The sequence below is a fragment of the Pseudoalteromonas rubra genome (assembly GCF_001482385.1).
Classification (GTDB): Bacteria; Pseudomonadota; Gammaproteobacteria; order Enterobacterales; family Alteromonadaceae; genus Pseudoalteromonas; species Pseudoalteromonas ardens.
Genome location: NZ_CP013611.1, coordinates 2,525,926 through 2,550,098, shown reverse-complemented (window position 1 = coordinate 2,550,098; position 24,173 = coordinate 2,525,926). Strand labels below are relative to the sequence as shown.

Below are 24,173 nucleotides of genomic sequence, written 5' to 3'. Positions count from 1 at the left end.
ACTAATTGCTTAACGTTTCAACAACATGTTTCGAATAACATAAAAGAGTGTCGACGATTTACTCAGGTACTTCTGCTTCTTGCACTTTCTTGATGAAGTAGTAGACGTAGAAACAACACAGTACGATTACCACGCCCAAGATGCCGAAAGAGAGAAATAACACTGGGTCAGTAAAAAAGTCTCTGAAGAATACGTTCATGTCTGTGCCTCCTGATTTGTCGATGGAGTAATCTTAGTCGAGCATGTACAGCGCAGATATGATCAAGATCAAGTTTCCGGGAGCCCTATACAGGACTCGGTAAATTGCTTGATCCCGATCATGTTTTTGCGGGGATAGTGAGCCTTTGGGTGGGACTCAGGTAGTGTGTCAGGTTATTTGGGTGCGGGTTTTGCTGTGGTGTTTGTTGATTGAGGTAGTCAATAAGCATCGCTTGCTGGTACTTTTCCTGGGCCAGTTCAGCATTGAGCATGTGCTGGCGCAGCTCAGCATACGCCTTATAGTGCTGATGTTGCTGCTTCAAGATGCGGCGTATTTGACGCTGGGGATGCAAAACGGTGCGGTCAAATGCATCACACAGCGCTTGTAATGCCTGAACCTGCGCTACATTAAGTGACAGATCATGTGCGTCCAGGTACATCAACAGTAAAATCAGGTTTACGTTTTTGTGTTCAGTATCTTGCAGTGTGAGCAGGGCATCCTGCATGCCTGCACGCGCATATTGCGTGCAGGCATAAGTCCAGAAATCTGCAGCGTCTAGCATATCTCGCCACTTTGCTCGAAATGGGTCTGTTTTTCTTCGAGCTCTTCGAGAGCCATAAGCAGCGCCTCTTCGGTATCGTTTAACTGCGGTGTGAGTTTGGCTTGTTGGGCCAGCAACTCACTAAGTTTCCCTTTATTTTGCTCAGAGTACAGATCGTTATCAGACAATGCCGTTTCAACTTCTCCAAGTGCAGCGCTGAGTTTATCGAGCTCTTTCTCCAGTTTGTCGATCGATTTTTTCAGAGGTTGTACGGCCTTGCGGAACTCCGCCTCCAGACGCTTCTGTTCTTTTCGATTAACACTTGAGTGGGCCTTGTCTTCGTTGCTGTCTTTGCGCGCGGTTTCTTTATTGGCGTTAAGTAGCCACTGGTAGTAGGCATCTAAGTCATAACCAAAGGCACTCACTTCACCTTGATCGACCAGGTAATACTCATCTGCCGTATGTTTAAGCATATGGCGATCGTGCGATACGGTGACCATAGCCCCTTCAAAACCTTGCAATGCCATCACCAGCGCATGACGCATTTCGAGATCCAGGTGGTTCGTTGGCTCATCCAGCAGTAACAGGTTCGGTTTTTGATATACCAGCATGGCGAGCACCAGACGTGCTTTTTCGCCCCCAGAGAAAGGCTTGACCGGCTCCAGGGCTTTGTCGCCGTTAAAGGCGAAGCCACCCAGAAAATCGCGTAGTGACTGCTCACTGGCTTGTGGGTCGAGACGCTGTATGTGGGTAACCGCGCTGGCAGACAGGTCGAGCGATTCCAATTGATGTTGGGCGAAATAGCCAATCTTTAGCCCCTGATGCTGAAATACCTCGCCCGCTTGCGGTGACAGTTCTCCGGCAAGCAGTTTAATTAGCGTAGACTTACCCGCACCATTGCGGCCCAGCAGGGCAATACGACTACCCGGCACCAGATTGAGTTTGATCTTGTGTAAGATAGTCACATCACCATATCCGGCCTGGGCCTGATCTAGTGTCATCAGCGGGTTAGGCATGCTATCGGGGTTGCTAAACTCAAAGCTAAACGGTGAATCAGCATGGGCGGGCGCCAGCTTTTCCATGCGCTCCAGGGCCTTAACCCGGCTTTGAGCTTGTTTGGCTTTACTCGCTTTGGCTTTAAACCGGGTGATAAATTGCTCCAGGTGGGCAATGGTGGCTTGTTGTTTTTCGTATAAGGCCTGTTGCTGCGCCATGCGCTCGGCCTTTTGGCGTTCAAACTGGGAGTAGTGGCCTTTATAAATGTTGAGCTGTTGTTGGTCCACGTGCCAGATTTGATCGACCACCGCATCGAGAAACTCCCGATCGTGTGAGATCAGGACCAGAGTGCCCTGATAGGCTTTTAAGAAACGTTCGAGCCAGTAGACCGCATCGAGGTCAAGGTGGTTGGTCGGCTCATCCAGCAGTAACAGGTCGGCATCACGGATCAATGCCTGGGCGAGGTTCAGACGCATTCGCCAGCCACCAGAAAAGGCACTGACCGCATCGCTAAGCTGTGCATTACTAAAACCCAGACCATGTAATAACTCACCTGCTTTGGCTTCTATTGAGTAGCCACCAACCACTTCTATCTGCTGATGCAGGCGAGCCTGCTCGGCACCGTCGCCCGATGCCTCGGCTCTGTGCAGTGCACTGCGCAGTGCATAATATTCAGGGTGACCCTGTAGCACGTATTCCAGCGCACTGACAGCCAGTGCGGGCGTTTCCTGCTTTACGGATGCAATGGACCAGTCTTTCGGGATTTGTAGTTCGCCCGCATCTAGATGTAATTCTGATTTGAGCAACGCAAACAAGGAGGATTTGCCACACCCATTGGCGCCGACTAGGCCCACTTTGTGCTGTGGAAATAAGGTGGCGCTGGCATTTTTAAGCAGCGTTTTACCACCGCGCATAAGTTCAATATTCGAAAGCTGGATCATACCGTTACATCACTGTTTACTAATGCGCCCATCATAACACGGATCCCCACGGACACTCCAAGCGTATCAACAGCGCAGAATATAGGATAAAATAGTCGGCCTGGGCGTGCAGCCCGTGATATGAATCGTCAACTGAACCGTTTACGGATCAGCTAACCTGAGGTAACTAAAGGTGAGAAAGAAAAAGCGCTTTATTGCAGGGGCATCTTGTCCTGAGTGTCACGAAGCTGATGTCATGATGTTGTACAAAGAGCATGACGTGGAAAAGGTGGAATGTGTGAAGTGTGGTCACATCATGACACAGCCGAAAGAAGCTGTTCAGGCCTCAACACGCCAGTTTGAGCAGGTTATTGGGGTATTCAGGCCAGAATAATCGGAGCCCAAATGGTTCGGCTCCGTAGTCGGGTCAATAATGTGGTGGAGGCGGCTCCTGATGCTGGGGCATCATGCCCGGATCTTTGCCTTCTTTGATTTTTTCTGCCAGTAACTCAATTTGCCGCTGCATTATTGCCAGACGTGCCTGATGCGCACTCAGTTCGTTGTTTAAAATCTCTATGGTTTCGTCCTGAAACGCCACCTTGGCTTCCAGTTCGTTAATGCGATCTTCGAGGTCTGTCATGGTTACTCTCTTGCAAATTGTTCTAACAGGCCGCTGGAGCTCTCTGTCAGCAGGGTTTCATCATCTCCGGTAAACGCTACGTCAAAAACAACAGCAGACTTAGGTCGGCTTCCCTCGCGTGGCTTGACGCGCCAGGTCGCTAGTTTTTCACCACTTTCAACCTGCCACAGGGTCAGTTGTCTGTTTGGCGAGCCAGTTGCAATGAACTGTCCATCCTGATTAAAGCGTACGGCACTGAATATTTTCTGCCGCGCAATATACTGTAATTGCGCTTTGATTTCACCTGATGTGAGTTGCCAGATGCTGGCCTTTTTCATACTGTCTGCCGTGAACGCGTAGCGTCCCTGGGGATCCAGGGCGACTTTGGTAACCCGGCTGGGATGATTGAATCTATGGATAACCTGGCCGGTTCGGGTATCCCAAAAGTAGGCGCTGTAATCATTTGCGCCGGTTAATGCAAAGTGGCCATTGGGTGATAGCGCAATACTGTTAATTTTTTCTTGGTGGCCAAGGAACTCTATGCGCCTGCCGCTTTCTAAGTCGAGATGCACAACCACATTGTCGCTGCGTCCATATAAGACATAGCGGCCTGCGTTGCTGATTGCGATGTCGCGAATGGTGCCTTGTTCAATCTGGTAATAGCCAATATTTTGTCCATCGGACAAGCGCCAGATTGCAAAGCGATCGTTGGCTGCGGTGACGGCGCTGGAGTTATCATGGGCAATGGCCAGAGAGTGCACCAGTTCATTCGCTTGTTGGGACTGGGACCATTGATATTTTAAACCATGGGTGGTGTTATCCCATAAAACCACACCGTGTTCGATGGATGACACTAAACTGTAACGCCCGTCGTGTGAAATAGCCGCGGCAAATGCACCACGCGCGGCATGTTCAACGGTCAGCAGGGCATCTGAGCTGTCTGTTGAACAACCAGATAACAGGGATGCGATGATAATTAAAGCAGTTTGAGCGTTGTGCCGTAAAAATTTGGGCATAAAATCGGTATTTCCTCTTAACTCCATGATTTGCACCGAGTAGACTAATGGGTAATTTGTAGAGGCCACAAAACTGATATTAGCCTATCGGTACATCAATGTCGCCGATCTCGAAATGAATTTTGCGTCAAAAAGAGAAATTTGGCTTTATGCGCTACGGATGGTAATGTGACATCCACCCTTTTTTAAGATTAATATAATTTTAACAAAGACACCCAACCAGGATAGTGATATTTGACTCTGAGCCTGGGTTTGTCGGAGAGAAAACATGAAACACACAATTAAGTTATCTTTAGTGGCTGCCTCGGTTCTGGCACTGACCGCTTGTAACCAAAAAGCAGAAGAAAAAACAGCGCAAGTTGCAGAAGTAAAGTTGGAGACTGAAGTTCAACAGCAAGCTTATGGTATCGGTGCTTCCGTTGGTAACTTCTTGCAAAAAGATATGGCAGATAAAAAAGAACTGGGTATTGAACTGGATCAGGCACTGATCATGCGCGGTTTTAAAGACGCACTAGATGGTAATGCAAAACTGGACGAAGCGAAAATTCGTGAAGTACTGACTGCATTAGATTCTTCTGTACGTGAAAAGCAAACGGCGAAAGCACAAGCTGATGCTGAGAAGAACAAAGTTGAAGGTGCTGAGTACCTGGCTGAAAACGCGAAGAAAGATGGCGTAAACGTCACTGACTCGGGTCTGCAGTATGAAGTACTGAGCGAAGGTGAAGGTAAAAAGCCAGTTGCAACTGACATCGTGAAAGTACACTACAAAGGCACTTTGCTTGACGGTTCTGAGTTCGACAGCTCATATGCACGTAACCAGCCTGCGACTTTCCCACTGAACCAGGTTATTGCGGGTTGGACTGAAGGGCTGCAGCTGATGGCGGTTGGCTCTAAGTACAAGTTCACGATTCCTTCAGAACTGGGCTACGGAGAGCGTAACCTGGGTAAAATCCCTGCTAACTCTACCTTGGTTTTCGAAGTAGAGCTGCTGGAAATCCAGGAAGAGAAAGAGCACGGCCACGACCACGCGCACGACTCAGAGTAATGCCTGCTGATGCCTCATCTAAAGGTGAGGCAACTGAAAGCAGATATAAAAAAGGACCGTAAGGTCCTTTTTTTATATCAATCTTCGAGGTCAAACACAGCTGATATTAATCTTCGCTGTGGTTGGCATAGAGGTTATCGATGAGCTCATCTTCGAGTGCGAAGCGTAATTCAAGAGCTTCACCGAGCTCCGACAGATCTTTGTCAAAGTCTGTCATCAGTGTTTCCGACTGCATTTCTGCGTATTTGTCGTTAAAGTCCAGTGCTAGATCGGTCGTGTCAGTGATCCGAGGGTACAATGACTGCGCCAGTTTCAGGCTTTGTGGGCCCTTCTCTTTACACGCTGCGACCAGATTGTCGTAAATCTCAAAGTGCCCGGCGGACAGGTAATCCATCAGGATTTGACAAAAAGTCTGAATTTGTAACTGATCAGGCAGTGCCTGGTCATCCTGCTCAAACGGAGACAGGCCTGCGACCTTACAATACAGCAGCAAAAGTTCCTGTCGTTCAGCTAACCAGTTGTCGATAACGCTATGGCTACCTCCCCACCTTTGTTGGGCTTGTTCTAAGCGTGACAGCATAGTTATCTCCTTAGCGGGTCATCATCTGCCCGTGGCTTGCCAAAAACATCGGCACAGTGTGACCCAAAACGGGGTCAAAACTTCGATAGTGACCACCAAAAAGCGGTGATGCCGATTATGTTTATCTGTCTCCTATAAAAAGGAAATCTGATGAAAAGGTCAACCTCTTTTTTAGTCAAGTGAGTAAATAATAGGGTGTGTTTCTGATGTAGGTGCGGGAATAACTCTTGTTTACGAGCAGATTGCATAAACAGCAGGGGGGCTTGCTTGAAATGTTGAAAATTAGTTAAACAAAAAAGCCGCTTCAGGGGGTATTCCTGAGCGGCTATCAATGCAGTTTAGCAATAGAGCTTTATTTTTATTGGTTTTAAAGGTGTTTTTATTCTTCTTAGCGCAGCAAATTTATAGCAAGCTTTTACCCTTGTTGCAAACAGTTTAATCGTGTGTTTTTAATCTGGTTTGTAATGCGTTGAAGTAAAAGGGTTTTAACTTTGTGCTTTTCGAATGAAAAATGACCAGTTGAGGGTGGGAGGATTAATCCAGATCATGCTGGTGGGAATTTGCGTGCTGTTTCAATAGTGGCGTATTGAAGTTAATGATACAATCTGAGCAATTTTTACAGTATTGGAATGAAATTACGCTATGAGCGAGTTGAAAAATGATCGTTACCTGCGCGCGTTGATGAAACAACCCGTAGATGTTACGCCCGTTTGGATGATGCGTCAGGCAGGTCGCTATCTTCCTGAATACCGAGCGACCCGAGCGCAGGCCGGAGACTTTATGAGCCTGTGTAAGAACGCAGAGTTGGCATGTGAAGTTACGCTTCAGCCGTTGCGTCGTTACCCGCTTGATGCGGCGATCTTATTCAGCGATATCCTGACAATCCCTGATGCGATGGGTCTGGGCTTGTATTTTGAAACCGGTGAAGGGCCTAAGTTTGAGCGTCCAATCAGCTCGCTAAGCGATGTACAAAAACTGACTAAGCTGGACCCAACCGATGAGCTGGGTTATGTGATGAATGCTGTGAGCACCATTCGCCGTGAATTAAAAGGTGAAGTGCCACTGATCGGATTCTCGGGTTCACCCTGGACACTGGCGACTTACATGATTGAAGGCGGCAGCAGCAAGACCTTCGGTAAGATCAAGAAGATGGCCTTTGCTGAGCCTAAGATGTTGCACTTGTTACTGGACAAAGTTGCAGACTCGGTTATTGATTATCTGAACGCTCAGGTTAAAGCGGGTGCTCAGTCGCTGATGATTTTTGACTCATGGGGTGGCGTACTGAGCCCGCGTGATTACAAAGAATTTTCGTTGCAATATATGCACAAGATCGTTGACGGTCTGATCCGTGAAAATGATGGTCGCAAAGTGCCGGTCACACTCTTTACCAAAAATGGTGGTCAGTGGATTGAAGCCATCGCGGCAACGGGTTGTGATGCGGTTGGCCTTGACTGGACAATTGATATTGCAGATGCCAGACGCCGTGTTGGTGATAAAGTCGCTTTGCAGGGCAATATGGATCCGTCTATGTTGCATGGTACGCCAGAGCGTATTCGCGAAGAAGTACAGCACATTCTGTCTGGCTATGGTCAGGGGTCGGGGCATGTGTTCAACCTGGGGCATGGTATTACCCCAGATGTGGATCCGGAAAATGCCGGCGTGTTTATCAATGCAGTGCATGAGTTTAGCCGTCAGTACCATCAGGATTAACTGATAGCTTGATGTAATTAATAAAAAACCCGGCTGTTGCCGGGTTTTTTTATGAAAAGGATTCCGTGATGACCGGGTATTAGTCCTGACTTTCAAAAGCGCGACGCATAAAACCAGGGGTTGCCAGTGCTCCTTTGTGTACGCCGGTGTTGTAATACTCAGTTTCAAAGCTGGCCTGCTCGGCATCTTGCTCACGGAAGCCGTTAAACGATTCCCCTTTACGTGCCAGTGTCGCCGACCACAAGCCGCTCGGGTAGATAGGCTGTGGGAAAGGCAGCGTTTGCAGGTCCACAAACCCCACGTCCAGCATTGCCTGACGCATGGCTTTGAGCAGGTTCATGTGCATCAGAGGAGACTCACTTTGCTGCACTAAAATACCGCCTGGGCGCAGTGCTTTGAGGCAGCTGGTATAAAATGCATGATTGAACAGACCTTCGCCTGGTCCCACCGGATCGGTGCCATCTACAATAACCACATCGACTGACTCAGGTGCAGCGTCGTGCATATACTTGATGCCATCGTCAAACATGACGGTTGCACGCGGGTCGTCATTCGAGGCACAGAGCTCTGGAAAATATTTTAGCGACATTTGCGTAACGACTTCGTCAATGTCGATTTGGGTCACGGTTTCTACATCCGGATGCTTAAGCACTTCGCGCAGTGTGCCACAATCACCACCACCGATGATCACGACATTTTTAGGGGCCGGGTGAGAAAACAAAGCCGGGTGGCTCATCATTTCATGATAGAAAAAGTTCTCCCGGGTGCTGACCATAGTACAGCCGTCAATGATCATCAGATTGCCAAAATCTGTGGTCTCATACATTTCAACATTCTGAAATGGTGACTGGATCTCGTCTAGTTTACGAGTGACGCGTAATGAGAACGCGCTACCATCACGGTCGCTGATCTCAGTAAACCAGCGGTTTGCTTCTAAATTTGACATTGTTGCCTTCATGCAGATGTAATTTTCAGAGATTTTGCCAGCGCTTTCGCCCCAGCTCAATCTATTTTAGCGTATAAACACCGACTCGGTTAGGGACAAAATACCGCAGGTCGGCTCAGGCTACCGGCATAACAGATAAATCATGCCTGCCTTTTACACATCGGGTGGCAAAAGATTGTCACATCTTGGCCTTAAGTATTAAAATATGCGATCTGTAAAGCTAGTTAATTGAGATTGCCATGACCTGGGGTTTGCAAACCGCACGAGCCACTTATAACGTTACTCACTGGAGTGAAGGGTATTTTGACATTAATGATCAGGGTGAGCTGGTCGCCTATCCCGATGGCGATCGGGCAAAACCGGCCATTTCTCTGGTTGAATTAACCGAGCGTTTTAAAGAGCAAGGCCTGACCTTGCCGGTGCTGGTGCGGTTTACCGATATTTTGAATAGTCGCGTTGAAACCATGACACAGGCTTTTTCACACGCGACAGCAGCAAAATCCTATCAAGGGAAGTATACCTGTGTTTACCCCATCAAAGTGAATCAGCAGCGCTCCGTGGTGAGTAAATTACTGGCACACCCGAGTGGCCTGGTTGGCCTGGAAGCGGGCTCTAAACCTGAGCTTATGGCTATTTTAGGGGTTGCCAAAGACCCCATCACTATAGTATGTAATGGCTATAAAGACAGCGAGTTTCTGCGTCTGGCGATGATAGGCCAGGCCATGGGGCATAAAGTGCACATCGTCATTGAGAAGCTGTCTGAGCTGGATACTTTGCTGAAGGAGATCGCGGTGTTGGGCATTGAGCCCACCATAGGTATTCGTATCCGTCTGAACTCCATTGGCAAAGGGAAGTGGCAAAATACTGGTGGTGAAAAAGGCAAGTTTGGTCTGACAGCCAGTCAGGTACTGAGCGTGGTAGACAAGCTCACCGCTCAGGGTAAACTGCATCTGATGCAGCTGGTGCATTTCCATATTGGCTCGCAGATCGCCAACATCCGTGATATTCAGCGTGCACTGCGTGAATGTGCCCGTCATTATGCAGAGCTGTCACAGCTGGGTGTACCACTAAAAACGGTTGATGTGGGTGGTGGCCTGGGGGTGGATTACGAAGGGTCGGGCTCTCGCAGTGCGTGCTCAATGAACTACACTGTCGCTGAATATGCCCGTAATGTGGTAGGGGCTTTTGCCGAAGTGGCTGAGCAGCATGAGCTGCGTCATCCTGATATTATTACCGAATCTGGCCGGGCACTGACGGCACACCATGCTGTACTGATCACCGACGTGATTGATGTAGAGCAAGCGCCTTTTCAGACCTCGCCGAGCGCCCCAATGCCTTCTGCACATCATATCCAGCAGGAGTTATGGTTGTCACTGCAACGACTGACGCCCAGACTCGCAATAGAAACATACCATGATGCAATGCATCTGTTTGGTGATGGTCATGATCAATATGTCCATGGCCTGATAGATATGCAGCAGTGGGCGCAAATTGAGCAACTTTATTTTACCACCCTGCAACGAGTGCGAGAGTGTCTGAATGTGCATTCGCGTTCGCACCGTGAGGTGCTGGATGAACTCAATGAAAAGCTGGCTGATAAATTGTTTGTCAATTTCTCGCTATTTCAGTCTCTGCCGGATGTCTGGGGGATCCAGCAACTGTTTCCGGTGATGCCCATTGCGGCACTGGATCAGCCGCTCACTCAGCGTGCAGTGATCCAGGATATCACCTGTGATTCAGATGGCCAGATCCGCGAATATGTGGAAGGTGTTGGGATTGAGTCCAGCTTGCCTATTCCGCCCTATCAGCCGGGTGAGCAGTACCATATTGCGATGTTTATGGTAGGCGCTTATCAGGAGATTCTGGGCGATTTACATAACCTGTTCGGCGATACGGATTCAGTTCACGTTGAACTCACCCAGACAGGGTACGAGCTGAGTAATGCCATTAAAGGTGACAGTGTTGAGGACGTGCTGAGGTTTGTCCATTATGACAAAGCGGCGCTGGCGGAAAACTTTACCACGCAAATCTCCGCCCTTCAGGTTGATGAAGCAACGAAAGCCGATTATCTGGCGCAGTTACACGCCGGACTCAGCGGTTATACCTATTTCGAAGACTAAGCGTTACGCGATCTTTAAGTCACCACGGGCTGTCTAACGATGCTTGGCAGCCAAGGCCCCGGTATGATGTAATAGGGCTAGTTCGTTATTCTAATCATATGGTCTGAGTGCACTGGCATACAGATCATCTTCAGTCGTAGTAAAGGAACATTGCATGTCGCTAATCCGCCAGGTGCTGGGCTTATTGTTATACGTTATTAATACACTGGTCTGGTTTATCCCCATTTTTCTGATGGGTGTGATCAAACTATTGCCTATTGCACCACTGCAAAAAGTGGCCAGTCGTATCGCCAAAGGGTGCGCCAGTTTATGGGTTGCCGGTAACAATCTTAACCAGTCTGTTATTTCACCGTTTCGTCTCAATGTGTCAATGCCAGAGACGATGAAAGCCAAAGATTGGTATCTGGTGATCGCCAATCACCAAAGCTGGGTCGATATTTTGATCTTGCAACGGGTATTACATCGTAAAATTCCCTTTCTGAACTTTTTTCTGAAAAAAGAATTACTCTACGTACCTGTGCTTGGGTTGGCCTGGTGGGCGCTGGATTTCCCGTTTATGAAGCGCACCAGTAAAAGTCAGTTGAAGAAAAACCCTAAGCTGCGCGGTAAAGACGTGGAAACGACCCGCAAGGCGTGTGAGAAATTTAAAACCATGCCTGTCAGTATTGTGAATTTTGTGGAAGGGACGCGTTTTACCGAACAAAAACACGCACAGCAGCGCAGTCCGTTTCAACATTTGCTAAAACCCAAAGCCGGGGGGATCGCGTTTGTGATGCAGGCAATGGGAGAGCAGATCAACCAGGTAGTGAATGTCACCCTTCATTATCCGCAGGGAGTCCCCAGTTTTATGGACTTTGTTGCGGGTCGTGTAGGCGAGGTCAATGTACAGGTTGAACTGATGCCGGTGAGTGCAGACCTGATTGGCGATTACAGCAATGACAATGAGTTCAGAGTGCGCTTCCAAAGCGAGCTGAATCGGTTATGGGGACAAAAAGACCAACAGTTGGTCGATTTCGTTGCGCGCCATGGCAGTGCCGAGGTAGCTGCCGAACATCATGAAAAGTCGCAACAGTCCTGATAGAGCAGTTGGTTAAGGAGGTGGCATGTTGAGAAAGTTTTTACCAGCCTGGCTAGCGGGGGCAACCGCGACGGCGATACTACTGGCGAATACGCTCTTTTGGGGGATTGTCGTGTTTGCGCTGGGGCTGGTGAAATGCGTGTTGCCACTACGAGGTGTATCAGACCTCTTACACTGGGCCTATAGAGGCTGGTGCCGGGGCAATCGTGTCGGGCTCCAGTTGGGCTGTCCTGACATCACACTCAGTTTACCTGAGCACATGAGTAATCAGGCCTGGTATTTACTGGTTGCCAACCATATCAGCTGGTTAGATATCGTGGTGCTGAGTGCGCTCGACAGACTGCCTGCTCCGAAGTTTTTTCTTAAAGATGAACTCAAATACGTGCCTCTGATCGGCACCGGTGCCTGGGCACTGGGTATGCCTTTTATGAAACGAGCAAGCAAGGCGAAAATTGCCAAAAATCCCAAGCTCAAAGGCATGGATGTTGAGCGAACCCAGCACAGTTGTCGTCACTTTAGACAGCACCCTACAACCGTGATCAACTTCGTGGAAGGCACGCGCTTTACCGCGCAGAAACATCAACGTCAGGGTGGGGCTTTTCACTACTTGCTTAAGCCCAAGGCTGGCGGCGTTGCGTTTGCCTTAGAGGTGTTGGCACAGCAGCTGGATGGCCTGCTTGATACCACCGTCATTTATCAAAGTCCGGATCAGCACATTTGCCGGAGCTTTATGTGTGGTAAGTTGCAACGCATTGACGTGCGGATCCAGCTGTTGTCTCTGGGATCCGTCCCTCAGGGTAACTATCAGACGGACAAACAATACCGGATTGCTTTTCAGGCTTACCTTAATCAGCTGTGGCTGGACAAAGACGCACAGCTGATAGCTTACTGGGAACAGCAGCAAGCTCGGGGAGCTGTGTGTGGCGAAGAGGTAAAACAGCTATGAAAGTGACACACCTCAGTGAAGCACTCACGCCCTGGCTTGGCGCATCGTCACACAGTGGATTGCTGATATGGAGTACCAACATACTGGCTCTGGTGATATTGCTGCTGGTGTTTTGGTTGATCCGTCAATGGCTCCTGCCTCGGGTTCAGCAGTTTCTGAGCGCCTACTCCAATTCTAAAATCGGTTTTTTGGCACCCCAGCTGAGCAAATTCAGCGGTCGCTTTTCGATGGTGGTGTGTACGCTGTTGTTTATCGCCTTTAAAGAAGCCTTGTTTCTAGCACCACAAGGCCTATTCAATGCAATGAGTGTGGTTTCTCAGGGGCTTCTGATCATCAGTATTGGCTTTTTGCTAAGTAGCCTGGTCAACATTGCGAACGCGATTTATGACCAGCAACCATTTGCCAAAAGTGTGCCGATTCAGAGCTTAGTGCAGGTAAGCAAGTTACTGATTTTTATTGTTTGTGCCATTTTGGTGATCAGCCTGGCGATAGATAAATCGCCCACGTATATTCTGTCCGGGTTTGGTGCCATCGCGGCGGTCACGCTGTTGGTGTTTAAGGACACCATTCTGGGGCTGGTGGCCAGTATTCAAATTGCAGCCAACCGCTTGCTGGCGACGGGTGACTGGATCCAGGTGGATGCATTTGGTGCAGACGGTGAGGTCATTGAAGTTGGCCTGAACACAGTGCGCGTGCGCAACTGGGATAACACGGTCACAACAATTCCAACCTATAAAATTATCTCGGATTCGTTTAAAAACTGGCGCGCCATGCAAGAGTCCAATGGGCGGCGGATCAAGCGGGCAATATACCTTGATTTTGATTCTATTCGCTTACTGAGCCAGGATGAAGTGACCGCGCTCAGTCAGGCGTTACCGGATGTGGCTGCGCTTTTACAAGACTCCACTGTGCAGCGTTGGAGCAATGTCTCTGTGTTTCGCCGTTATGCCGAAACCTACCTCAAAGCACATCCCCAGGTAAATTCGGATTGTCTTTGTATGGTACGAGAGCTGGCACCGACACAGTATGGTTTGCCGGTAGAGTTGTATTGTTTCAGCCGGGATAAACGTTGGGTGCAGTATGAACATTTACAGGCTGATGTACTGGACCACGTCTTGACGGTGATGCCATATTTTGGGCTGCGACCCTACCAGGTTATTTCAAGTCATCAAAACGAAATAAATCACAAAAAACCAGAGTAAGCTGCAAATCCTTGTGTTATCTTAACGATTCAGACTTTATCTTTTTATGACATATTTGTGACATGGAGACGAGTTAGGTTGCTGAGTTGCCCAAGAGGTAGGTAGTGCAATGAAGTATTTTGTAGCAATCATGCTGGTGATGAGCTTGTGTTCAATCAAACAGGCCTTGGCAGACCATGAACAAATTCTGGTAGCGATCGACCACGCTCCCCCTTACAGTGCCCTCGATGACAAGGGGAACGCACGTGGGTTAATTCTCGATATTCTTAATTACATTAAACACCACAGTGATGAAGACATCGCTGTCAAAGCCGTGCCTTGTCCTTTTTCTCGGTGTATTCGTATGCTGGCACAGGGGGAAGTCGACGTGATGGGCGGGCTGATCAGAACGCCTGACCGTGAGCGTCAAATGGCATTTGTGACTCCCCCCTATATGGCTTTGTCTTCTTCCTTTGTTTTTTACGGCCATCAGCATAGTCAGATTGAAGTACGTCGCTATGAAGATCTCATCGGTAAGCGGATCGCGGTGATGCGCGGTGCTGCATTTTTCCCTCGTTTTGATCAGGACAGTCGGCTCGACAAGGTTGAAGTGCCTTCGGAACGTATTGCTGTAGATCTGGTGCTAAAAGGGCGGGTCGATCTCGTGATTGCCGTCGAGGATACGGCCGATCTGGCCATGAATGTGCTTGCTCAGCCCGCGCATCAGCTGAGAAAAATGGACTATCGCCATACTCAGGTGATCTATGGGCACATGGCGATGAGTCGTGCATTTGCACAAAGCCATGTGGGGCGTGAGTTCACTGAACATATGCAGCGGATGGCAAAAAACAAAGTCCTGGACAAGCTGGTAGCGCCTTATCAATTACCAGCTATCCCGCCTCAGCTGTTATCAGAAGAGACGGGGAGTACACCAAAAAATACCTTTTAAGGCGCGGTATGCGGCTCCTTCATGATGCCGTAACTGAATGCCAGTACCAGCTGTGCTATGTCGTCATAGGCCTGGGCACTGGTATCATTTCCTGAATCCGCATTGGTCAGCAGCACAAAGCCACGTTGATGGCGCATATCTCCATATACCTGGGTAAGCACGCCCGGATCCTCCCCGCTGTGGTAGATTTTGTCACCATCCAGCCCCCAGAAGAAACCTCGCTCTACCGAGATGCTTGGGACATCGGTTTGTGGCGCCAGCATGGCCGCTACGGCACGTGCCGGGATACGCTGTTCTCCATTGAGTTTGCCCTGTTGCATGGAGGCAATCAGAAAATTGCCCAGATCGTGTGCGGTAGAAATGGCACCGCCTTCACTGTAGGTGATGTTGCCATAATCAGGTAAAGGCATCAGCTGCTGTGTGTCCGGGTGATGAATGTAACGTGGCACCACAGGTTTGGTTGGCTGGGCAATGCCCCATTCACTGCGCTGCATCGCCAGTGGGGTGAAGACATAGTCCTGGGTTAACTCAGGTAGGGTTTGTCCGCTTGCCTGCTCAGTGACATAGGCTGCCAGTGCGGCACCGATATTGGTGTATACGGCGGCCTCATTATTGCGCAGAGCAAAGCGGCTAATAAAATTGTCAGTGTGATAGTGGCTGCCGGGTTGTGTCAGGTAAGCGGTGAAGAAACGGTCGAGGTTGGTGTCTGCTGGTTCCTCACATGCGCTCTCCTGGCTGAAGCGGTTGTATAAACTGCTGCCATCGGTATGTACAAAGTAATTACAGCGATAGATGGCATCGCGGTCCATGATGCCGCTGGTGTGGGTGATCAGCTGCCGTAACGTAATGGGCTGAGCCAACGGTACGCCAAAATCGATAGAGAAATTCAGGTAACGCTCCACAGGCGCATCGAGATCAACCTGTTGTCGCTCAACGGCCTGGGCCAGAGTCGCCCCCAGCAGTGTTTTACTCACCGAACCCAGATAGAAGCGGCTATGTGCGTTAACCGCCGTGCCTTGCTCATCCGCATGGCCAAACCCCTGTTGATAGACCGACTGGCCGTCGTGAATAATATTAACGGCCACGGCGGGAATATTACCCTGTTGCTGAAGCGCTCTGAGCTGGCGTTCAAATTCTCCAATGGTTAGTTGAGGATTGGGGTCTTTACCCAGTAAAGTCAATGCGTGATCATAGCTTTCAAACCGGCCACTTTCGAGTGCATGCATGGAAAATGCAGGTACTGTGATATCAGGCTGGATCCCACGTTGCTCATACAAAGTGCCCTGTGCATCCCGGTAGACTTCATTCGAGAGGGATATCTGCCAGCCATTGGGCAAGGTGAAAAAGCGCTTATCCGACAAGACGCCAGATGTTGCTTCTCCGAGTAAGGTCACGTGTGGCAGATGCATCATGGCCATAGCCAGAATTTCGCCAGCGCTGATGGTCAGCTGGCTGGTGAGTAAATAAATGGGTTTGGTATACGCATTGGGGTGAGTTTGCAAAGACTGGCTGAGTAACACCCCCTGGCCCGCCTGGTTCAGAGCCTGTTTATTAAATGCCAGGCGTTTACTGGTATTGAAGCGGGAGGCAATCGCCAGAGCAATGGCATCGTCGCCGCCAGTGTTGTTGCGAATGTCCAGGATCAGTCCCTCGGTGTCGGCCAGCGCTGCCATAATGCCATCAATCAGCACATTGGCTGCGTCGAGATGCTCAGTTTCACTAGCCTTTGCGTCGCTGCTGAAGCGCGCGAGGTTATTGATCACCAGTACTCCGATGTTGTCTTTGGTCTTACCCCATAGCAAGGTTTTTTCTTCTTGCTCAGCCGGAAAGCTGCCCATACTGCCAGGTACCAGGTATCGCTGAGTGACTTGCAGTGAGTCCAGAACCAGCTCTGAAAAGACCTGTTCATCGGTCAATTGCATGTTATAGCGTAGGTAGTAGCTGGCTGTGCCTCGCGCTGCACGCAAAATAGGCGCATCTTTCATCGCAAAATAGGGGTGGCCAGGTGTGCTGGCAACCGACACATGACCATCGGCAAGGGGGGCAATCATTTCTGTTAACGTCTCAAACAAAGCATCGTCAGACATCGCATCATGGATCTGTGGACGATAGAGGTTGTACTGTGTTTGCCAGTCCATATCGCGCAAGGCAAAAAAGGCGTAATAATCGTTAAATGCGTGCCAGAAGTATTCAAACACTTCTGTAGGGTTGGCTTGTGTATCAACGGATAAGGGCGACTGACAGACACCGGGGAGTGACGTCTGCGGGTCATAGATATGCGGATAGACTTCGCCCGCATAAGTGAGTTGCAGCTGCTCTGTGTTCCTGAGCTGAGCCTGGGTTATCTCACTATCTGAGCTCAGTGGCAGGGCACGCTGTGCCACTTTGATACAAGCATGAGTATTAAATTCATAACGTTGCATGCGATCTGCGCTGATATCGAGTACTTCACCATAGGCGGTTTTCTGCCAGACCCCTAGGTGCTTTTGTAATGCCCCGCGATGATCCTTGCTATCGCCGCAGCCACTGAGCACAGCGCTGATAATCAATCCTGAGGTGAGCAGAGAAAAGCCTTTGAACATGATTGTGTCCTTAACTGAATAACCCAAATACGGTGTTGTTGTGTTGCCAGTGTAGGGGCTGAGGTGTCTTGGCGCTGTAAGCGAGTTGCGCCAAAGGGTCAGAAAATGTACCCGGTCATTGACATTTTTAAACAGAGGGTAACGCCGACTCTGGCTACACTGGTGGAGAACTAAACTGAGCGTATGAGGTGAAGTGATGCAACGAACTGTTGCGAAGTATTTCGCTATGAGAGAAGAAGTCTGGGCGCGCCATGCCAACCCCTGGAGTGTCTGGAGTCGTTATTCTTGTTTGCCTTTGTTGATTGCGTGCCTGTGGTGGCGTGACTGGCTGGGGGTGGCTTTTTGGCCGCTGTTGGTGGTGTTGTTACTTTGGGTGTGGCTGAATCCCAGGTGTTTCAGCAAACCCAGAGATACCCATAATTGGGCATCACAAGCCGTATTGGGTGAGCAGATCTTAATCTATCAGCTGGAGCGGGTGCCACTGGTGCATTATCAGGTGATTAAAATCATCATGGCACTGCTAACGCTGAGTACCCTGGTATGTGGTGTTGGCCTGTGGTTTCAGGAAGCCATCAGCACCAGCGTCGGCGCATTGGGCGTGATCCTGAGCAAAACCTGGTTTCTTGACCGTATGGTCTGGCTGTATCAGAGTGTTGCCCGCTCAGATGCCGAGCTGGCGGCACGTCAGGCAAAGACCTGACACACCTCATCGACTTTACAGGTGATCACGCTGACATTCTGGTAGCCAATGCGGGTGAGTTGCTCTGCGGCAAATACCGCCCGGCCGCCCACGGCACAGTGCAAGTACAAAGGTCTGCTTGGGTCTTTTTCCACAGAGGGTAACTGAAACTCCAGCACGCCACGGGGAATATTCAGTGCCCCCGGGGCAGCTTTTTCCTGATGTTCCTGAGGCTCGCGCACGTCAATTAATAAGCCCTGATTGGTGGCTATTTCTGCTTTGGCCTGCTGCGCGCTGATACAACGTTGATTAGGCCTGACGGTTTTTAAAATGTCCTGTGGGGATGTCAGCATCGCTTAATTCTCCATTCCAAGTTTTTTGAGCAAGGTCATCATCGGGCGCCAGCCGGTAAAGGCGGATTGGATCAGGTTCAATGCGATAAACACACTCAACCACACCCAGCGTGGATCCATAAACCAGGTCAGTAACAATGACAGTATCAGCATACTGCCGGCGATCAATCTGATAGCGGCTTCCAGTCTCATAAGTGTACCTCCTGAACTCAAGTATATGGCAAGATTTAATATTAGCAAGATCTAATATTAGTAATTTCTAATATTATGTTCTATACTCGCCACATCATTGAAGTGGGGAAAAGTATGGATTTACACGCAATGGCCGATAGCGCCGCACAGGCTGAAGCATTACTTAAGATGCTGGCGAATCGGAATCGGTTAATGATCTTGTGCAGTTTGCAAAGTACGGAGCTCAGTGTTGGTGAGTTGAATGAGCGGGTTCCACTGGCTCAGTCTGCACTGTCTCAGCACCTGGCTGCCATGCGAAAAACCGGGATCGTTGCTTCACGACGCGCTGGTGCCACTGTGTATTACCGCATTGCGGATGACAAGGTGCTGGTGATCCTGCAGCAGCTTTATCAGCTTTTTTGTGCCGACAAGGATACACCATGAGTGGCACAGTGGGTTTTACTGAGCGAGCGATAAGCCAGAGTCTGACTGGGCGCTTGCCTGCGCTGTTTTTCTTCTTTGCTATGGTGCTGGGTGTATTGGCTTTACAGTTCATGCCACGGGAAGAAGAGCCTCAGATAGTGGTGCCAATGTTAGATATTCATGTCACGGTGCCCAACACCGCCGCACCCGAAGTGGTGCGTCTTGTTACCACGCCTTTAGAGAAGCTGCTGCTGCAAATTCCCGGTGTAGAGCATGTTTACTCGATCACCAACAGTGGCTCCGCCGTGGTCACGCTGCGATTTCATGTTGGAGAGAGTCGTGAGCAGGCCATCCTGAATACCTACACGAAACTGTATGCCAATGAGCACCAGATGGCCGCTGTGGTCAGTGACTGGCAGATCCGGCCGATCGAAGTCGACGATGTGCCGATTGTTATGCTGGGCTTGTATAGTACTGCACCTCAACAATACAACGATTATGACTTAACCCGATTTGCTCAGGAGATCTCAACGCAGCTGCAGCGGTTACCCGACACCAGCGAGGTCAAGGTGGTGGCAGGACGACAGCGCCAGCTGAATGTCTGGTTGGATGCGACGGCATTAGCGGCACACCAGAGCACGCCACTGGACGTGTTAACCGCGATTCAAAACAGCAATCAGTTGCAACAGGTTGGCAAGCGTATCGCGGGCAGCAAACAGATTGTACTGGAGTCTGGGGACGTGTTGCGCACTGCCGCGGCGTTACGCGCGTTAGTGATCACTGTGGTCAACGGACGCGCCGTAAAACTCAAAGATGTCGCGCGCATTGAAGATGGGCCGGGTGAGCCCGAGCAGTATCAGTGGCTGGCGATCAGTGATGGCAGCCAGGATCTGCCGTTGGTGACCCTCAGTGTGGCTAAGCAAAAAGGCAGCAATGCGGTGTCCGTTGCTGAGCAGGTTCACACGCTGATGGACCAGCTGCAAACTCAGCTATTGCCACCGGAGGTCGAGGTCAGAGTATTGCGCGACTACGGCCAGACAGCCGATGAAAAGGTCAATGATTTGATGGCCAGCTTGCTCTTTGCGGTGCTGACCGTAGTGATCTTTGTCGGTGTTTTTCTTGGCTGGCGACCGGCGATTGTGGTCGGGCTGGCGATCCCGGTGTGTTACGGGGTGACACTGGCGCTGGACTGGGCGTTTGGTTACACCATCAACCGGGTGACGTTATTTGCCCTGATCCTCTCGCTGGGTCTGCTGGTGGACGATCCCATCACGGGCATTGATAACATCAGCCGAATGCTGGTGCCCGGTAAACCGCGTCAGCAGCAGATTGTGAGCGCCATGATGGAGATCCGCACCGCATTATTGATGTCGACATTGACCATCATGATGGCGTTTCTACCACTCGCTTACATCACCGGGATGATGGGTCCTTATATGGCCCCTATGGCCTTTAATGTGCCCGTGAGTGTGATGGTGTCAACCGGAGTGGCTTTGCTCATTACGCCCTGGCTGGCGAGTCGCTTACTAAGCGCCAATCCATCATCAATAGTCAGAGTGGAAAATGGCTGGTATGCGGCATTACTCACGCCTTTGCTGCGCTCGCCACGCAGGGCCAAAGGGGTGTTGTGGTTGATGTTAGTGCTATTTGTGCTGAGTGCCAGCTTACCTGTGTTTCGGGCCGTTCCACTCAAGCTATTACCTTATGACAATAAAAATGAAGTCCAGGTGCTGATTGATTTACCAGAAGGCAGCACATTGGAAGCCACCGCGAGTACTACGCGCGCAGTGCAGCAACGCGTTTGGCAAATGAATGAGGTGAGTGCGATTGCCGCCTATGTGGGCCAGCCCTCAAGTATGGATTTCAACGGTATGGTACGGGGATATTATCGTCGTCACAGTGACAATCTGGCCGAGCTAAGGGTGATTTTACTAGACAAGCGTGAGCGCGCACACCAGTCTCATGCTGTGGTGCTACGGCTGCGCAAAGCGCTGGCAGAGTTTAATCGTGATGGCACGGTGATCAAAGTGGTGGAAGTGCCGCCGGGTCCACCCGTTATGAGCACGCTGACCGCCGAGGTTTATGCTGAGCCCTTTACTGCCACGGATACACATCGTGATGCAGCACTGAGTCTGGCGGCACGCTTGCGTCAGGAGCCCCATGTGGTGGAAGTGGATACCTCTTTGTCTGCCCCGGTTACATTGCAGCGGTTTGTGACTGATAAACAAAAAGCGGCGCTCTCCGGAGTGAGCAGCATAGAAATAAACCACACTCTGGCGCTGGCCAGTGGCGGCATGCAGGCCGGACTCTTGTATCAACCTCGTGAGGCTGAGCCGGTGCCGATCACCTTACAGCTGGCTTATGCGGACCGTCAGCATTGGTCGGACTTACTCGCAACCCAGATCCGTGGCAGCAGCGACGTGACGCAGGCACAAGATAATTTTGGTCTGAGCCGGGCAGCCCGGCCTATGGTGGCCTTGTCTGAAGTCGGGGATATGCACACTTTGATGGCTGAGCCTGCAATTTACCGTAAAGATTTAGCCCCGGTCATTTATGTGTTTGCGGAATTAAATGGCCGCACCCCGGCTGAGGTAATAGCTGATGTGGTGGCCGATGAGCAACAAGCGGGTGTTCCTGTGCAGCATAAAGCACAGGCAACGCCCTGGCAGCAACGCACTTTTCTCAGCAGTGGTAGCGGGTTATCGTGGCAGCTGCCGGAAGGCACACAATATCGCTTCAGCGGTGAAGGAGAGTGGCGTATCACCATCAGGGTATTTCGGGATATGGGCATTGCCTTTGCTTTTGCACTGGCGGCTATATTCCTGATTTTACGCTGGCAGACGGCATCCAGTGCGGTGGCACTGATCATCATGTCTGCCATTCCTTTGACCATGATAGGGATTATGCCAGGCTTTTGGGTGCTTAATCAGTTGGGTGAACGCACCATCGCTGGGGCACCCGACCCTGTATTGTTTACCGCCACAGCGATGATTGGCATGCTTGCACTGGCCGGTATCGTGGTGAGAAACTCTCTGATCCTGGTAGAGTTTATTACCCAGGCGCGACAGGCCGGTATGCCACTGGAGGCGGCCTTGATCCGTGCCGGTAGTGTGCGTATGCGGCCCGTATTACTGACCGCGGGAACCACTTTGCTGGGCAATCTGGTGATCATTCTGGACCCCGTATTCAGTGGCCTGGCGCTGGCCATCATGTTTGGCATTGTTGCCTCAACCCTGTTTTCTTTACTGGTTGTGCCGGTTGTCTATTATCTGGTGTTCAAAACGCCCGACAATGACAATACATCAGCCCCGATTTCTGATGATTTGGAGACTACGCATGTCTGATATTCGATGGGTACGTCCGCTGCTGGCGATCGCGTTATTGCTGTTGACCATTGCCTGGATGGCTGGATTATTTAATGACACTGTGACACCTGGTGATAAGCCCCTGGTTAGCTGGCCACAACCCCAGCTACATGAGGTAGCACAGCAACTGGTTTATGACGTAGAGCAGATCCCCGGGAGTGTGATTGCCAAGCACAACACGGTTGTAGCCAGCCGCGTGCTGGCACAGCTCAAAAGTCTGACGGTACGCTCTGGTGATACGATCCAGGCTGGTCAGTTGATTGCCACACTGGATGATGCCGATTTACGGGCGCAATTACGGGCTGTGAAAGCCGAGCAGCAGGCCAATCTGGCACAGCTAAGCCAGGCGAAAAAACAACTTGAGCGTGCCCAGACTTTGCAGCAAAAAGGCCTGGTTGCGCATAACCAGGTCGACGAATGGCAGACTCAGGTGAATGAGCTTTCGGCCAGAGAAGCGGCGCTGGTACAACAGCAGGCCGGGGCAGAGGTGGCCTTAGGCTACACCCAGGTCAGGGCACCTATCTCAGGGACTTTGGTTGCACGCTTGCAAGAGCCCGGTGCCATGCTCAACCCAGGCACGCCGCTGGTCTCTATATATAACCCGGCACAGTTGCAGGTTGAGGTCTCTGTACGAGAGCATTTGTTGCCGGAGTTGGCGGTGGGCGAGCGTCATCAGATCAGTATCCCGGCCGCAGAAGCCACGCAATATGCCACCATCAGTGAGCTGGTGCCAGTCGCAGATCGCGATGCGCGCAGTTTCACCGTAAAGCTGGATATGCAGTGGATGCAAGGGGTGATACCGGGCATGTATGCGGTATTGAAACTGCCTGGTAACGGACGTCAGGCGATATTGATCCCAACATCATTGGTACAACATTTCGGTCAGCTCAGCAAAGTCGCAGTGCTACATGACGGGCAGGTACAGAGTCGCTTTATTCGTCTCGGTAGGGAGTATGGTGAGCAAGTCGAGGTTATCAGTGGCTTGCGTGCCGGTGAGCGCCTGGTAGCAGGATCACCGACAGCGTTAACAACGACTACAGAAAAGTCGCAATCTCCTCAAGCGGCTTTTTAACCAGGGCGTGCTCCGGAACGGTTGCGTCTTCTGCTGGATAACCGGCGATCAGCAACATATAAGGTCGCTCGTTTTCTTTATCTCGCTGGCAGATCTCGGTCAGGAAGCTCATAGGTTTCGGCGTATGGGTCAGGGTCGCCAGTCCGGCATGGTGTAGCGCCTGGATCAAAAAGCCAGTCGCAATGCCAACGGATTCATGGACATAGTAGTTGGTATTTTTATCTTCGGTGTGGATGCCGCCTTTTTTCTGGCTAAAAATAGCGATTAACCAGGGAGCATGCTCCAGATAAGGCTTATCCGCATCGGTGCCTAATGGTTTTAAGGCATCAAGCCATTCTTCGCCAGCACGACCTTCATAGAATGCTTGCTCTTGCTGCTCGGCCGCTGCACGGATCTGTTGCTTAACGTCCTGACTGTGGATGGCCACAAAATGCCAGGGCTGATGGTTAGCGCCACTGGGCGCTGAGCCAGCCGTTTTGATACAGGCTTCGATGATCTCTTTGGGCACCGGACGGTCGCTAAAGCTGCGGATGGTATGGCGGCGCTTTGCTTCATCCAGAAATGCAGTGGCGCGGCTGAGCATTTCTTCCTGTGGATACTCAATAAAATCGTTGAGAGGCACGTTCGCATGTTGTTTCATGATTTACCTTTGTCTTTTTTGTTTATATTTTGTTATATCCTG

The 24,173-nt window shown here is 50.4% G+C and carries 23 protein-coding genes; 12 read left to right on the top strand and 11 right to left on the bottom strand.

Annotated features, from left to right (window positions below):
• Window positions 1-58: 58 nt before the first annotated feature.
• From AT705_RS25690 to AT705_RS11200, 3 genes are all read right to left on the bottom strand, one after another.
• A complete protein-coding gene (locus AT705_RS25690; RefSeq protein ID WP_010386996.1) occupies window positions 59-199 on the bottom strand; it encodes a DUF3149 domain-containing protein in 141 nt (46 codons plus the stop codon).
• Between the two features lie 118 nt (window positions 200-317).
• Window positions 318-761, bottom strand: a complete 444-nt coding sequence (locus AT705_RS11205) for a TIGR02444 family protein (RefSeq protein WP_058796642.1) — start codon at window positions 759-761, stop codon at window positions 318-320.
• A complete protein-coding gene (locus tag AT705_RS11200; protein WP_058796641.1) occupies window positions 755-2,677 on the bottom strand; it encodes an ATP-binding cassette domain-containing protein in 1,923 nt (640 codons plus the stop codon). Before AT705_RS11200 ends, AT705_RS11205 begins: the two co-directional genes overlap by 7 nt.
• A gap of 172 nt (window positions 2,678-2,849) precedes the next feature.
• Here AT705_RS11200 and AT705_RS11195 point away from each other — a divergent pair, with 172 nt between their 5' ends.
• A complete protein-coding gene (locus tag AT705_RS11195) occupies window positions 2,850-3,050 on the top strand; it encodes a YheV family putative zinc ribbon protein (RefSeq protein ID WP_010386993.1) in 201 nt (66 codons plus the stop codon).
• 33 nt (window positions 3,051-3,083) lie between these two features.
• Here the strand turns inward: AT705_RS11195 and AT705_RS11190 are convergent, their stop codons facing one another.
• On the bottom strand, window positions 3,084-3,296 hold the full coding sequence (locus tag AT705_RS11190; protein ID WP_010386991.1) for a SlyX family protein: 213 nt from the start codon (window positions 3,294-3,296) through the stop codon (window positions 3,084-3,086).
• A gap of 2 nt (window positions 3,297-3,298) precedes the next feature.
• Window positions 3,299-4,291: a WD40 repeat domain-containing protein gene (locus tag AT705_RS11185; RefSeq protein ID WP_058796640.1), complete on the bottom strand. Its 993-nt coding sequence runs from the start codon at window positions 4,289-4,291 to the stop codon at window positions 3,299-3,301.
• A 268-nt stretch (window positions 4,292-4,559) separates the two neighbouring features.
• On the opposite strand from AT705_RS11185, the gene fkpA reads away from it, so the two are divergent.
• Window positions 4,560-5,336: an FKBP-type peptidyl-prolyl cis-trans isomerase gene (fkpA, locus tag AT705_RS11180; protein WP_058796639.1), complete on the top strand. Its 777-nt coding sequence runs from the start codon at window positions 4,560-4,562 to the stop codon at window positions 5,334-5,336.
• A gap of 106 nt (window positions 5,337-5,442) precedes the next feature.
• On the opposite strand, the gene AT705_RS11175 is transcribed toward fkpA, so the two are convergent.
• Window positions 5,443-5,916 (bottom strand): Rsd/AlgQ family anti-sigma factor, encoded by a 474-nt coding sequence (locus AT705_RS11175; protein ID WP_058796638.1) that lies wholly within the window; start codon window positions 5,914-5,916, stop codon window positions 5,443-5,445.
• Between the two features lie 642 nt (window positions 5,917-6,558).
• Here AT705_RS11175 and hemE point away from each other — a divergent pair.
• Window positions 6,559-7,626 (top strand): uroporphyrinogen decarboxylase, encoded by a 1,068-nt coding sequence (gene hemE, locus AT705_RS11170; RefSeq protein ID WP_058796637.1) that lies wholly within the window; start codon window positions 6,559-6,561, stop codon window positions 7,624-7,626.
• Window positions 7,627-7,705: 79 nt separating this feature from the next.
• On the opposite strand, the gene speE is transcribed toward hemE, so the two are convergent.
• A complete protein-coding gene (gene speE / locus AT705_RS11165) occupies window positions 7,706-8,572 on the bottom strand; it encodes a polyamine aminopropyltransferase (RefSeq protein WP_010386985.1) in 867 nt (288 codons plus the stop codon).
• A 239-nt stretch (window positions 8,573-8,811) separates the two neighbouring features.
• Between speE and speA the strand changes: the two genes are divergently transcribed.
• From speA to AT705_RS11140, 5 genes are all read left to right on the top strand, one after another.
• Window positions 8,812-10,692, top strand: a complete 1,881-nt coding sequence (gene speA, locus AT705_RS11160) for a biosynthetic arginine decarboxylase (protein ID WP_058796636.1) — start codon at window positions 8,812-8,814, stop codon at window positions 10,690-10,692.
• A 154-nt stretch (window positions 10,693-10,846) separates the two neighbouring features.
• Complete coding sequence (locus tag AT705_RS11155; RefSeq protein WP_049863515.1) at window positions 10,847-11,770, top strand: acyltransferase; 924 nt, start codon at window positions 10,847-10,849, stop codon at window positions 11,768-11,770.
• Between the two features lie 25 nt (window positions 11,771-11,795).
• Window positions 11,796-12,716 carry an acetyltransferase gene (locus tag AT705_RS11150; protein ID WP_058796635.1) on the top strand — a complete coding sequence of 307 codons (921 nt, stop codon included), beginning with the start codon at window positions 11,796-11,798 and terminating at the stop codon, window positions 12,714-12,716.
• A complete protein-coding gene (locus AT705_RS11145; protein WP_058796634.1) occupies window positions 12,713-13,918 on the top strand; it encodes a mechanosensitive ion channel family protein in 1,206 nt (401 codons plus the stop codon). The genes AT705_RS11150 and AT705_RS11145 overlap by 4 nt, the downstream gene beginning before the upstream one ends.
• Window positions 13,919-14,027: 109 nt before the next feature.
• Entirely contained in the window at window positions 14,028-14,846 is an 819-nt protein-coding gene (locus AT705_RS11140; RefSeq protein WP_082668974.1) for a substrate-binding periplasmic protein, read from the top strand.
• On the opposite strand, the gene AT705_RS11135 is transcribed toward AT705_RS11140, so the two are convergent.
• Window positions 14,843-17,428, bottom strand: a complete 2,586-nt coding sequence (locus tag AT705_RS11135; RefSeq protein ID WP_058796633.1) for a serine hydrolase — start codon at window positions 17,426-17,428, stop codon at window positions 14,843-14,845. The genes AT705_RS11140 and AT705_RS11135 overlap by 4 nt on opposite strands.
• Window positions 17,429-17,624: 196 nt before the next feature.
• Here AT705_RS11135 and AT705_RS11130 point away from each other — a divergent pair, with 196 nt between their 5' ends.
• The gene (locus tag AT705_RS11130; RefSeq protein WP_058796632.1) at window positions 17,625-18,128 is read left to right on the top strand and encodes a DUF6653 family protein; all 504 of its coding nucleotides are present in this window, start codon (window positions 17,625-17,627) and stop codon (window positions 18,126-18,128) included.
• Here the strand turns inward: AT705_RS11130 and AT705_RS11125 are convergent.
• Both AT705_RS11125 and AT705_RS11120 read right to left on the bottom strand, forming a co-directional pair.
• Window positions 18,113-18,460: a rhodanese-like domain-containing protein gene (locus AT705_RS11125; RefSeq protein ID WP_058796631.1), complete on the bottom strand. Its 348-nt coding sequence runs from the start codon at window positions 18,458-18,460 to the stop codon at window positions 18,113-18,115. The two genes, AT705_RS11130 and AT705_RS11125, sit on opposite strands and share 16 nt — an antisense overlap.
• Before the next feature lie 3 nt (window positions 18,461-18,463).
• The gene (locus tag AT705_RS11120) at window positions 18,464-18,652 is read right to left on the bottom strand and encodes a YgaP family membrane protein (protein ID WP_058796630.1); all 189 of its coding nucleotides are present in this window, start codon (window positions 18,650-18,652) and stop codon (window positions 18,464-18,466) included.
• 114 nt (window positions 18,653-18,766) lie between these two features.
• Between AT705_RS11120 and AT705_RS11115 the strand changes: the two genes are divergently transcribed.
• From AT705_RS11115 to AT705_RS11105, 3 genes are read left to right on the top strand one after another with little or no spacing between them, the layout of a single operon-like run.
• The gene (locus AT705_RS11115; protein ID WP_058796629.1) at window positions 18,767-19,075 is read left to right on the top strand and encodes an ArsR/SmtB family transcription factor; all 309 of its coding nucleotides are present in this window, start codon (window positions 18,767-18,769) and stop codon (window positions 19,073-19,075) included.
• A complete protein-coding gene (locus tag AT705_RS11110; RefSeq protein WP_058796628.1) occupies window positions 19,072-22,398 on the top strand; it encodes an efflux RND transporter permease subunit in 3,327 nt (1,108 codons plus the stop codon). Before AT705_RS11115 ends, AT705_RS11110 begins: the two co-directional genes overlap by 4 nt.
• On the top strand, window positions 22,391-23,491 hold the full coding sequence (locus AT705_RS11105) for an efflux RND transporter periplasmic adaptor subunit (protein WP_058796627.1): 1,101 nt from the start codon (window positions 22,391-22,393) through the stop codon (window positions 23,489-23,491). Before AT705_RS11110 ends, AT705_RS11105 begins: the two co-directional genes overlap by 8 nt.
• Here AT705_RS11105 and AT705_RS11100 read toward each other — a convergent pair.
• Complete coding sequence (locus AT705_RS11100) at window positions 23,454-24,131, bottom strand: nitroreductase family protein (RefSeq protein ID WP_010386962.1); 678 nt, start codon at window positions 24,129-24,131, stop codon at window positions 23,454-23,456. The genes AT705_RS11105 and AT705_RS11100 overlap by 38 nt on opposite strands.
• Between the last annotated feature and the right edge of the window lie 42 nt (window positions 24,132-24,173).

What these genes read in the sequence shown, in the direction of transcription:
- AT705_RS25690 (WP_010386996.1), bottom strand. Translation starts at nt 199, where the DNA reads ATGAACGTATTCTTCAGAGACTTTTTTACTGACCCAGTGTTATTTCTC.
- AT705_RS11205 (WP_058796642.1), bottom strand. Translation starts at nt 761, where the DNA reads ATGCTAGACGCTGCAGATTTCTGGACTTATGCCTGCACGCAATATGCG.
- AT705_RS11200 (WP_058796641.1), bottom strand. Translation starts at nt 2,677, where the DNA reads ATGATCCAGCTTTCGAATATTGAACTTATGCGCGGTGGTAAAACGCTG.
- AT705_RS11190 (WP_010386991.1), bottom strand. Translation starts at nt 3,296, where the DNA reads ATGACAGACCTCGAAGATCGCATTAACGAACTGGAAGCCAAGGTGGCG.
- AT705_RS11185 (WP_058796640.1), bottom strand. Translation starts at nt 4,291, where the DNA reads ATGCCCAAATTTTTACGGCACAACGCTCAAACTGCTTTAATTATCATC.
- fkpA (WP_058796639.1), top strand. Translation starts at nt 4,560, where the DNA reads ATGAAACACACAATTAAGTTATCTTTAGTGGCTGCCTCGGTTCTGGCA.
- AT705_RS11175 (WP_058796638.1), bottom strand. Translation starts at nt 5,916, where the DNA reads ATGCTGTCACGCTTAGAACAAGCCCAACAAAGGTGGGGAGGTAGCCAT.
- hemE (WP_058796637.1), top strand. Translation starts at nt 6,559, where the DNA reads ATGAGCGAGTTGAAAAATGATCGTTACCTGCGCGCGTTGATGAAACAA.
- speE (WP_010386985.1), bottom strand. Translation starts at nt 8,572, where the DNA reads ATGTCAAATTTAGAAGCAAACCGCTGGTTTACTGAGATCAGCGACCGT.
- speA (WP_058796636.1), top strand. Translation starts at nt 8,812, where the DNA reads ATGACCTGGGGTTTGCAAACCGCACGAGCCACTTATAACGTTACTCAC.
- AT705_RS11155 (WP_049863515.1), top strand. Translation starts at nt 10,847, where the DNA reads ATGTCGCTAATCCGCCAGGTGCTGGGCTTATTGTTATACGTTATTAAT.
- AT705_RS11150 (WP_058796635.1), top strand. Translation starts at nt 11,796, where the DNA reads ATGTTGAGAAAGTTTTTACCAGCCTGGCTAGCGGGGGCAACCGCGACG.
- AT705_RS11145 (WP_058796634.1), top strand. Translation starts at nt 12,713, where the DNA reads ATGAAAGTGACACACCTCAGTGAAGCACTCACGCCCTGGCTTGGCGCA.
- AT705_RS11140 (WP_082668974.1), top strand. Translation starts at nt 14,028, where the DNA reads ATGAAGTATTTTGTAGCAATCATGCTGGTGATGAGCTTGTGTTCAATC.
- AT705_RS11135 (WP_058796633.1), bottom strand. Translation starts at nt 17,428, where the DNA reads ATGTTCAAAGGCTTTTCTCTGCTCACCTCAGGATTGATTATCAGCGCT.
- AT705_RS11130 (WP_058796632.1), top strand. Translation starts at nt 17,625, where the DNA reads ATGCAACGAACTGTTGCGAAGTATTTCGCTATGAGAGAAGAAGTCTGG.
- AT705_RS11125 (WP_058796631.1), bottom strand. Translation starts at nt 18,460, where the DNA reads ATGCTGACATCCCCACAGGACATTTTAAAAACCGTCAGGCCTAATCAA.
- AT705_RS11120 (WP_058796630.1), bottom strand. Translation starts at nt 18,652, where the DNA reads ATGAGACTGGAAGCCGCTATCAGATTGATCGCCGGCAGTATGCTGATA.
- AT705_RS11115 (WP_058796629.1), top strand. Translation starts at nt 18,767, where the DNA reads ATGGATTTACACGCAATGGCCGATAGCGCCGCACAGGCTGAAGCATTA.
- AT705_RS11110 (WP_058796628.1), top strand. Translation starts at nt 19,072, where the DNA reads ATGAGTGGCACAGTGGGTTTTACTGAGCGAGCGATAAGCCAGAGTCTG.
- AT705_RS11105 (WP_058796627.1), top strand. Translation starts at nt 22,391, where the DNA reads ATGTCTGATATTCGATGGGTACGTCCGCTGCTGGCGATCGCGTTATTG.
- AT705_RS11100 (WP_010386962.1), bottom strand. Translation starts at nt 24,131, where the DNA reads ATGAAACAACATGCGAACGTGCCTCTCAACGATTTTATTGAGTATCCA.